Here is a 9,947-nt window from a genome sequence, read left to right on the forward strand (position 1 = left end):
TTTAATCTCCAATTTGATCGCGAAATCAATTAGTTAGTCTAGACTAACTTGATTAAAGTGCCCCCTTTTTTGGGGTAGAGCCCATTATTTACTTTTGATTGTTTGAATCCCATTTTCGTGGCTTAAGGATAGAGACATGCAAAGAAATTGCAAGAAAAACACTTTAATGAACAAAAAACTGATTGTTTTGTTTTCTCTTCTAATCAGCACAGCAGCACATGCGGGAGCGCCTCTTTGGACCATCTTTCCAGCACCCGGAAGTAATCCAACCCAAATTGTCCCGGAAAATGGTACAGCAACAGTAAATTATATGGTTCAAAACCAATCCAGCAAATCTAAAAGACTCATAATTCAGCCTATTCCTGGTATCATTCAAACCACAACCTGCACACTGACGCCCAAAGGAAAGATAGGCAGTAGCTGTCCTTAATTCTTGCCATAACCGGTAGTGCGCTACCGAAGAATGGGGTTCATGGTGGGCCTGCACTATGTCAATCCAACCCAGATGGTAGCCCAAATCCAAACCAATGCTACCAACCTAATGTGACCAACAGTTTAAATATTACTCGTGGTCCTGCTGCGGGCGCTGTGATTACGGTGAATCCAACCTCCTTAAATTTGTTCACGGGAAAAATTGGTTTAGTGACTATAACCAATAGTGTAACGTCGCCAGAACCCGCATACAATGTGAGCGCCTCGATTCCTTCAGGAAGCAATATCAGTGTGCAAAGCACAACCTGCGGTACAAGCCTCGCAATTGGCGCAAGCTGTATTATAAGTTTTACGGCTCCTGTACCAGTAGGTCCTACAAATATAGCCATCAATGGTACAAATACAAATACCGTGAATATTACTGTGACTGTGACGAACCAGCCTCAGATTAGTATCACCAATCCGGTACAGCAAAGCAGGGTAGTTACCGTATTTGGAATGACACCCTTGTCTTTAGAAATCACCAATAATGCGGGCAGTCCCGTCAATGCACAGGCAATTACAGTCAGTAATAAAGCAGACTGCCCAAATTTATCTGTAGATGACAGCGCTTGTTCTAGCTTAGCCCCTGGAGCGAGTTGTCTTCTGGAGCTAACATCCAATACGCCCTATGCTCCCTGCATGATTACTGTCAGTGGCAGCAATACCGCCAATAGCCCGCAATCTTTGATTGCTTTTTTCCATCTGGGTGGATTGGTTTTCCAAGAGAGTAACGGCAATGGCAAGGTGATTATTGATTCGGCACAACAGATTAATAGTCAATGGACTAGCCTATTTTCAGATATTGCTGGAGCAACAAGCCTGGATGATGGGGTGGCAAATACGGCTGTCATAGTGAGTGATCCAGCTTGCTCAGGGGATACAGCCAACTGCGCAGCGCAAAAATGTCAGGATATCAGCCCAGAGTGGTATCTTCCTGCGATAAATGAATGGTCTGCAGTGCATAACGCGTTATGTTCTAATAATGCATTTCCCTGCAACTTTGGGAATTTTTCGTTTTGGTACTGGAGTTCCTCTCAGTTCGATACCACCTTTGCCTGGTTTTTAGGTTTCCCCTTGGGCGTCCATAACAACACTGTTTTTAACAAAAACAGCAATTTAACAGTACGATGTGCTCGCGCTTTTTAATGCTTAGCTTGTTTTGTCGCGTTTCTTTTTGAGGCAGCCCATACTGCCTCATAATTTTTTAAATTAATCTAGAATAGGAACTATCGCCTTACCTCTTTGTGTTGTTTCTTTTCTTAAGTTTGGATTGTGAAGTAAGAAGATTCACCCTCCAGTACAGGTTTACAAAGATGGAGCTAAGCTTGGGACTTATCATAATGCCGAAGATTTTGCAAAAGCTTATCCAGAAGAGGTAAAAAAATTTGAAGCTAGAGTTGCATCAGAGGACAAGGAAGTACAATCTAGGCCCAATTTTTGAATGTAACGGGAGGCAGACATATAACCTTGTAATCAAGTAGCGTAGCTTTCTGATATCAATTGAAAATAATGCTGTTCTTAGTGAACAGCGAGTAAGCTTGGTCATTCAACACCAGTACGGGCTCCGACACCAGTACGGGCTCCGACACCAGTACTATTTGCTATAATATTCTTAATTTCGCTAAGCCTATCGTCCTATTTTATTAATAAATTTCTAGCCTGCTCTTGGGTGACCATATATCATCATAACTATTTAGGTTCTATTGTAATTGTAATAAAAAAGATCTTATTGATTTCTTAATTAACTATGAAGGTTTGTAATTTAAATAATAATTTTGTCTGATTGTTACTTCAGATTTGAGAGTCGATCTACCCTTTCCTTTGTTATAACTTATGACTTATATATTTAGTAATTCACCGTACATTTCCAGCTAGCTAAATAACACAAGCACCTAAAAGGGTATTTTATTTTAATACAAAAGTTGTCAAATAAAGTTCATCCTGAGTTTTTCTGAGAGTTTTTGCAATATGAGGAAGTAAGTTTAATGCGATTAGAGGATTATCCTCCATCATTTTTTTAAAGTCCTCCTCCTCGATAGCCAAAGCTTCTGTATCTTCCAAAGCAACGATACTGGCGGATCGAGGTAAACCGTCAATAATTGCAAGTTCACCAAGAATTGCTCCTGGACCTAATTCGGCAAGTTGCCATTTCCTATCATAACCCCGCTCACGGTACACTTGAACTCGACCAGAAACAATTAGAAAACAGGGGCCAGGGGAATCACCTTCGTTAATAAGAAAGTCACCATTCTCAAAATGTTTTTGATGACAAAGGCTTACTAATTGTAACAATTGAGTATCACTTAGGTTTGAAAATAGTTCTGAAGATTTCAATATTTCAAGAGTATCCATTTCTTTACCTTATTAAAATTGCCCCCAGAGCAGTTCCCTTAAATCATATTACTAAGCCAATAAGTTTATAGAGTTCATAAAACACGTACTATCCTGCTAAATGTAGTAGTTGCTGAACACTTCGTCAAACGGGATTATATTGGCATTTATTCTTATCGCACTATATTACATAGTTAGACCACCGCTCACAGGCGACGCAGCAATCTGTGCCGGACCTCCCAAAGATCCAGCTTCCTTTTTTATTTCATATAACTCACAAGCAAGCGTAGGCTAGGCTGTTAAGCCCAGCATTTAATCAATACTTCAAATATCTTTTTCTTATAAACACCCCTCGAATAAGATAAAAATTATCAAATGAAAATAGAATAGCAAATTCAACCAATGCGACGATATATACGTGATTAATCCTTTTTTTCCTCGAAATATGTCTGGATTTCCAAATTTAATATTGGCTTGTATTATTGCTAAACCCTGAGAAATAAGCCCCCAACTGATTTGATTGCAGAGTTAATAATAGAATAAAATGAATTCCAATGAGTGCAGTATTATGTGAATTGTAAATAACAAGACTTGGAGAGTAGCGGAAAGTAATGGCGATTTGCCTATAAAAACGCGACAGCCCCTTGGCAAAAACTTATAGCGAATCATATAGAATACCTTTATTTATCCATCAACAGTATATGGCGCTTATTTGAGTGGCGATAGAGCTGCTCAGGAATTATTAAATCATCTCGGTGAGAAATAAGGTGCTGCATTCACGGACCAAGCTTTTCTTCCGAATAATAATTGTCTAGGGCTAAGATCTGTTTACATTTCGTAGCTAGCTTGGCTAAGATAGTAGGAATAAGCAGACCCTATTTTAATTGAAATACCCTAGAAAACCATAAAATACAAGAAATAGCAGGGAGAGGCTAAAGTGAGTTTAAGTAAACCAAATTTGTATTGGTTGTTACCCTCTATATTAATTACTGTCGCCTTCGATTACTTTTACCCAGAGAAAGCAATTATTATTTTTTTCTCTGCTTGTATTGCTATTGTGCCGCTTGCGGCATTGTTATCCGAGGCTACTAATCATATTGCTTCTAGATCAGGCGATGTAATTGGTGGATTTTTAAATGCTACTTTTGGTAATGCTACAGAATTCATTATTGCTCTTGTGGCACTCTATTCGGGCAAAGTTGCTTTGGTAAAAGCAACAATTACCGGCTCTATTATTGGGAATATACTGTTGGTTCTTGGTTTCTCCTTTTTCATAGGGGGGATAAAAAACAAAACACAGCGCTTTAATCAATTGGGCGCTGAGTCACTGTCGACGGGTCTTTCTATCTCAGTAGTCTCACTTATTATTCCGGCAGCGTACTTAAAATTTTCAGCCGGAACTGAAAATATGCAATATAATCAATTGCTTAGTTACTCCATTTCAACAGCCTTATTGATTATATATGTATCATTTCTATATTTTTCACTCTTTACTCACCGCAATTTGATTGCAGATGAAAATACGGACGATGATAAGCAGCTTAAAACTGAAAAGTGGAGCGTGTCATTAGCTGTTTTTATGTTATTTATTGCTGCAGTTCTTATCGCTTTTATGAGTGAAATTTTGGTGCATCATGTTGAGCATGCTACAAAAGCTCTAGGGATTTCTACAGCTTTTGTCGGTATTATTATTGTTGCTATGGTAGGTAATGCCGCTGAACATAGCACAGCAGTAATCATGGCTTTAAAGAATAAAATGGATGTTAGTATTAATATTGCTATTGGCAGCAGTACGCAAATTGCTTTATTTATTGTGCCTCTCTTGGTTTTATTAAGCGGATTTTTTCCTGCATATCCTATGGACCTTATTTTTTCCAACGGTGAAATGCTATTGATTGTTTTAAGCACTTTTATATTAACTCAAATCATTTCGACAGGCGTTTCCACATGGTACAAAGGAGTACAATTACTTGGGGTTTACAGCATTATTGCAATCGCACTTTATTTTGTTTACTAGGGTCTGTTTACAATTCGCTATCTTGAGCCAAAATGCTGTGATTTTAGAGCACCGAAACGGAGCATACACGAAGTATGTGAGTATCGGATCGCATAAAATCGCAGCATTTTGGCCAAGAAAGTAGAATTGTAACCAGACCCTAGCAATGTGTTAATCTATCCCAGGATTTTGAAGGAATTTGGATGTACATGTAGAAAATCACTTTTTCTCAGATTGAAAAACCCCAACCAAACTGGCTACCATTATTGCAAGGTAAAATAAGCCGGTCATACTTTCTAGCATACTTATAATTTTTGCAAATTGACCGTGTGCGATAATATCTCCATACCCTACTGTGCCTAGCGTAATAAAACTAAAGTAATATAAATCAAAAGGTTTTGTTACGGGTAATCCGGTGCCAGAAATGATGAGCTCTTGAGGATTAATAAGTTGAAAAAATTGATACGCTAAAGCATAGGTAATACCAATCAGAAAATAAATAATGATGGCCCCATAAAGATGATCAACACGTGGACTCGTTTTATTAAAGATATCATGACCCAATACCCCAATCGCAGTACAAAAAAATAGAAACATCGTCACTCGACTCAAGATGGCAAAAATTACGCCATAATGGACTAAAGCTCCAAAAATAAGTGATAAAATTCCAAGAAAAAACAAACTCCAACGAGCGGTTAAATGAGTTGTCAGACTAAAAGAAACCAAAAAAATAACCAGCAAGAATAAACCGCCAAATAGAACATCACCTATACGTCCGCCAGGTAGCATGGGAGTTGCAAATATAAATCCAATTAATGAGAGTAAAAGCGCTTCGTAACGGTGTTTCTTTTCAACTATCATGCGAAACAACATACACATTCCTCAAAGTTATACTAGGGTCTGTTTACATTTTTACTATCTTGGCCAAAATGGCTTGATTTTCTGTGTTCCGATGCTCACATACTTTGTGTATGATGCGCTTCGGTATTCGAAACTCAAGCCATTTTGACTCAATCTAGCGAAATGTAAACAGACCCTAGTTCGTCGTGAATAAGTAATGTTAATAACAGCTTTGCGTACTCCAAACATAAGGTCTCAAATTTAAACATGAAAAGCAACTTTTCTATCATGTCACAGATTTATCATCATCCTGTACCCACACCTCATGCTTCGTTTATGGTTTATCGTGATTTAGAGTTGGTGATAGAGAAGTTCGCGTCTGTATTCAATCCAACTGATCCTATTTGTGAAAATAATATGATCATTTAGTGTATTTATTAGAATCAACATCCTGTTAACTCCAGCAAAGCTAAATTTGTAGTGATCGTGTTTCACTACATTTTCTAAGGTGTTAATAGATTCTTCTAGTTTTTGATATGCTTTTTCTTTAAATTCAAGAAAGTCTTTCTCTTCATAAATATCTTTAGGTATTAAGTAAGGACAACAGATATATAAATGTTCCATCATATGTAAAAAACCATCTTTTTTTATAAAATCAGTATCACTGCATAGCTCTAAAAAAACTTTTTGTATTTCAGGACTATCTAGTGCCATATCTACTGTCTTTTGGAGTTTCTCCTCATCTTCCTTAAGAAATGACAGCCCTATATCACTATAAATAGAAAAATATAAATAGGAAGCATAATATTTTCTTAGCAAGATACTCTGTTCAGGATCTTGAAAATGAATATTTTCTAAATCCTTAATTGGTACTTGTAGTGAATTGTCATTCGAGTGATATACGCTATGTTCATAATAAATCCCTGCTATGAGTGGGTCATATTTTTGTGTCAAATCATCAAAATTGACTTGATGAAAATCTTCAGGGTAATAATGATATGCATGAGAAACAAATCTACTGGCCATGCTTTTGCCCAAATTATAACGCGCCATTTTAATTTTGGTTTCTACTAAACTTTGGACTGGTTCAAAATTCTTTTTAAGAATAAAACAGGAAATGACATGAGCAAATAAAGTTCAAAATAGCTCTTTCTACATATAAATTTATCAATTAGTAAAAATATTACCAGTAGTTTATTAAGCTTTTATTAATTGAGTATTCTAATAAGAGTTTGCATCACCACGTTCATCTAAAAACTATATTTAGCCCGCATCTGGATCCCCATAAACCCTTACTGACAATGAAGGATCGATTAACATGAACACGAATATAACTCTTAACCCAAATAATCAAATAAGTGACCAATAATAACGACATTTGAATATATATCGAAAATACAGTATATTTCTTCGCCAAACTAACAGATGCTGAGAAAATTTATATGTTTAGTAAAGATACGTCTAGCAAAGATACGAGGGGTATATTAAAACAATTAAGCGCCAGGAGTGACTTTACTAAAGGTTTTGTTACGCCAGAGTTTGGATTATTACCCTCAGTGGTTCCTGCATCAGCTTTGCCTGCTAAATTTTCGGCATTGGACAATGCAGCAAAAAATTTAAAAACCTGGGTTAAAGAAAAAAATATTAAATCATTCAAACAATTAAATGACGAATTAAATATTCCCTTATTGCTCGAAGAGATTAACAACTTAACTGATAGTGAATTAGCAAGAGCAAAATTAATCGTCGGAAAGCTTGGGCATGCCTATGGTTATATTTTAAATGCCCTTGGAAAAACTTCGCCACATTTTAATATTGAATGTTCTAATTTGTTTATACTTTGGCAAAAATTGGCTGAAAGAATGAATCATTCGCCTAAGTTCCCAATTCTTACAAGCAGCGACACGACCTATTGCAATTGGCGCTATAAAAATCCAGAAGAACAACATAGCCTGGAAAACTTAAAAGATTTAGAAAAACTAGAGCAGTTAGTGCCCCTTTTTGACAATAGAGAAGAAATAGTAACTAATCTTGGGGTGGTAGTATTTGAAGCACATATTGCTCCGGTGATTTCCGCGGTAGACAATGCAGTCAAGGCTATTGAAATAAATGATATGTCTTTGCTGTCAAAACAATTAGACATTATTTTGAATTCTGTCCAAGGTTTCTCTAACACATTTTTAGAATTTTATAATTTTCATCACGGTTCTGGCAAAAGTTATATCGATCTTAAGACATGGGGCGACACTGTTATGAAAGCGGTTAGACCATGTTATCCGGAAGAAGTTGCTCAATTAGGCTCGGATGTTAGTCTTTTTAATGTACTGGATGCATTTATAGGTAGAGATAAACATGAGTCTCGTCTAGGAAAAGCAATGCAGACATCAGAAACCTCATTGCCAGAAAATCATAGACGTTTTATAAAATATGTAAGAGATGCGAACATTAAAGATTTTATTCAACGATGTTCAGATACGTCCTTAAAAATAAAGCTCCAACAAATATCAGAGGCATATGCTGGAAAACATGGTTTTTTGGGAATACATAAAGAAGTTGCTATGAGCGGTATCGTTGTAACTTCTGAATCTAATGTAAACCAAAGCGGTAGAAAATTAGATGCGAAGCTCGGCGAGGAAATCGAAGAGGCAAGAAAAGAAAGAAAAAATGCAGAACTTGAAAAAGTTATTCGTTTTCAAATTGCCGGTCAAGAAAAAATATCCACCGAAGGAAGCAAAGAGAGTGGAAGTTTTAGTGTTGCGCTTAAACTTTGTGATGGTAAACAGGGCAATGCACGAAGTATTATTGCACGTATTCAGCCTGGGGCTTGCATTTATATTCCTATTAAAAATTCTACAAAACATTTAACTGAATTCGAAATCTTATTAACCACTTTGCATCGAAGCATAGATCTGAATGCAGTAGTAGATATTCACAGTAATGAACTATGGAGAGAAGCTCTTGGCAAGTGGCCTGAAACCACAGGAAAAACTAAATTTACATTAAAAGAATTACTTTTGTATGTAGACTTAGATCATCTTGTTCGTTCACTCAAAAAAGGCGAGCAAATACATGTAGAGAAAAATTTTTTACCAGCACCGGACAGAGCCTATTCTGTTAACTCTGTGGACGCAGAAAAAGGCACGGTTAACTTATTAGTGAAAAGACAAGTTTATGAAAGTGGAGCAATCGGCTCAGGGTCTTATTTTTTAACTAATGAAGAAAATTTGGGCCAAGAGGTGATTTGTCATATATTACCTCCGTTAAGTTTTACCTTGCCCAAGGACAAAAATAAACCTATTTTATTATTTGCTGGTGGTAATGGAATTGCGCCTTTTACTCACTTCTTGTCTGAGTTGGATAAAAGTGGATTTACGAATCAAGTATGCCTTGTTTATTTAACACGTTCAGAAAAAGAAGATTGGCTGGAAACACAATTAAAGCAAAACACGCAACACCTACCCCATTTCCAGTGTTGTGTTATTTATACTGGAAAAAACAAACGCACTGAGTGGTTGACAAAAAATAAAATTGATAATGGTGATTTACCTCAAGACAAACTTAGAGCCATTGATACTGTTATTGATAGTTTTAAACAAGAAGAATTTTGCGCTTATGTCTGCGGAAGCATACCATTTACTCAAGGACTCTTGGGTGCTTTTAAGAAAGCATTAGGCGAAGAGAGATTTTCAAGAATGATTGGGAACACTCAATTGGCATATGAAGCGTTTAGCTTCTCAGATATTGACAATTCCAGAAATACTGAAGCTTCTGTTTCGAAAAGAGAATTCACTCTCGAAGAAATTAATAAACACAATACAAAGGAAAGTTGCTGGGTAACTGTTGATGGGAAAGTTTATGACATCACTGGATTTCTCGATATCCATAAAGCAGGAGCAGGCATCTTTCTTTCCAAAGCACTTGTCGATAGAGATATGACGGAGATGTATCGAATTGTACATCAGGGACATTCTCCTACTGCAGATGGATGGTTGAAAAGCTTTTATATCGGCTCCATAAAGGCCAGTGTAGGAAATTCAGAACCGGTAATTATCGAGCCCAAGGCAAAGGTGGTTGTCGAAGAGCCAAGTTTGCCATCTGTCCCTACTTCCAGCATAAAAAAACATCCCGGCATAAATCTAGCTTATTCATCCACTTGTCCTTATCTTAGCCAAAAAAGAACAGCTGATTCTTTAGAAAAAGAAAAGCCTGTTCCGTTTACTCCCTTACTATTACCCATAACTAAGAAAGAGCAAGATTCCAACCTTCCGCAAGGTCGACTAATCTTTTCCATCCTCTCCACAATGTT

At 36.8% G+C, this 9,947-nt stretch carries 6 protein-coding genes and 1 pseudogene; 4 read left to right on the forward strand and 3 right to left on the reverse strand.

Annotation, left to right across the window (positions count from 1 at the left end):
- The first annotated feature begins 136 nt into the window (after positions 1–136).
- Both Lani_RS03975 and Lani_RS03980 read left to right on the forward strand, forming a co-directional pair.
- Positions 137–430, forward strand: a complete 294-nt coding sequence (locus Lani_RS03975; RefSeq protein ID WP_019231968.1) for a hypothetical protein — start codon at positions 137–139, stop codon at positions 428–430.
- Between the two features lie 113 nt (positions 431–543).
- Complete coding sequence (locus tag Lani_RS03980) at positions 544–1,620, forward strand: Lcl C-terminal domain-containing protein (RefSeq protein ID WP_019231967.1); 1,077 nt, start codon at positions 544–546, stop codon at positions 1,618–1,620.
- Positions 1,621–2,379: 759 nt separating this feature from the next.
- Here the strand turns inward: Lani_RS03980 and Lani_RS03985 are convergent.
- Positions 2,380–2,826: a cyclic nucleotide-binding domain-containing protein gene (locus tag Lani_RS03985; protein WP_019231966.1), complete on the reverse strand. Its 447-nt coding sequence runs from the start codon at positions 2,824–2,826 to the stop codon at positions 2,380–2,382.
- Positions 2,827–3,742: 916 nt separating this feature from the next.
- On the opposite strand from Lani_RS03985, the gene cax reads away from it, so the two are divergent.
- Positions 3,743–4,822, forward strand: a complete 1,080-nt coding sequence (gene cax / locus Lani_RS03990) for a calcium/proton exchanger (protein ID WP_019231965.1) — start codon at positions 3,743–3,745, stop codon at positions 4,820–4,822.
- A 198-nt stretch (positions 4,823–5,020) separates the two neighbouring features.
- Here cax and Lani_RS03995 read toward each other — a convergent pair whose 3' ends face one another.
- Positions 5,021–5,674 (reverse strand): potassium channel family protein, encoded by a 654-nt coding sequence (locus tag Lani_RS03995; RefSeq protein WP_019231964.1) that lies wholly within the window; start codon positions 5,672–5,674, stop codon positions 5,021–5,023.
- Between the two features lie 318 nt (positions 5,675–5,992).
- Positions 5,993–6,694 carry a hypothetical protein gene (locus Lani_RS04000; protein ID WP_019231963.1) on the reverse strand — a complete coding sequence of 234 codons (702 nt, stop codon included), beginning with the start codon at positions 6,692–6,694 and terminating at the stop codon, positions 5,993–5,995.
- A 389-nt stretch (positions 6,695–7,083) separates the two neighbouring features.
- Between Lani_RS04000 and Lani_RS04005 the strand changes: the two are divergent.
- Positions 7,084–9,597 (forward strand): annotated as a pseudogene (locus Lani_RS04005) (cytochrome b5 domain-containing protein); the annotation flags it as partial.
- Between the last annotated feature and the right edge of the window lie 350 nt (positions 9,598–9,947).

The sequence above is a fragment of the Legionella anisa genome, from assembly GCF_001467525.1.
Taxonomy (GTDB): Bacteria; Pseudomonadota; Gammaproteobacteria; order Legionellales; family Legionellaceae; genus Legionella; species Legionella anisa.

What these genes read in the sequence shown, in the direction of transcription:
- Lani_RS03995 (WP_019231964.1), bottom strand. Translation starts at nt 5,674, where the DNA reads ATGTTGTTTCGCATGATAGTTGAAAAGAAACACCGTTACGAAGCGCTT.
- Lani_RS03985 (WP_019231966.1), bottom strand. Translation starts at nt 2,826, where the DNA reads ATGGATACTCTTGAAATATTGAAATCTTCAGAACTATTTTCAAACCTA.
- Lani_RS03975 (WP_019231968.1), top strand. Translation starts at nt 137, where the DNA reads ATGCAAAGAAATTGCAAGAAAAACACTTTAATGAACAAAAAACTGATT.
- Lani_RS04000 (WP_019231963.1), bottom strand. Translation starts at nt 6,694, where the DNA reads ATGGCGCGTTATAATTTGGGCAAAAGCATGGCCAGTAGATTTGTTTCT.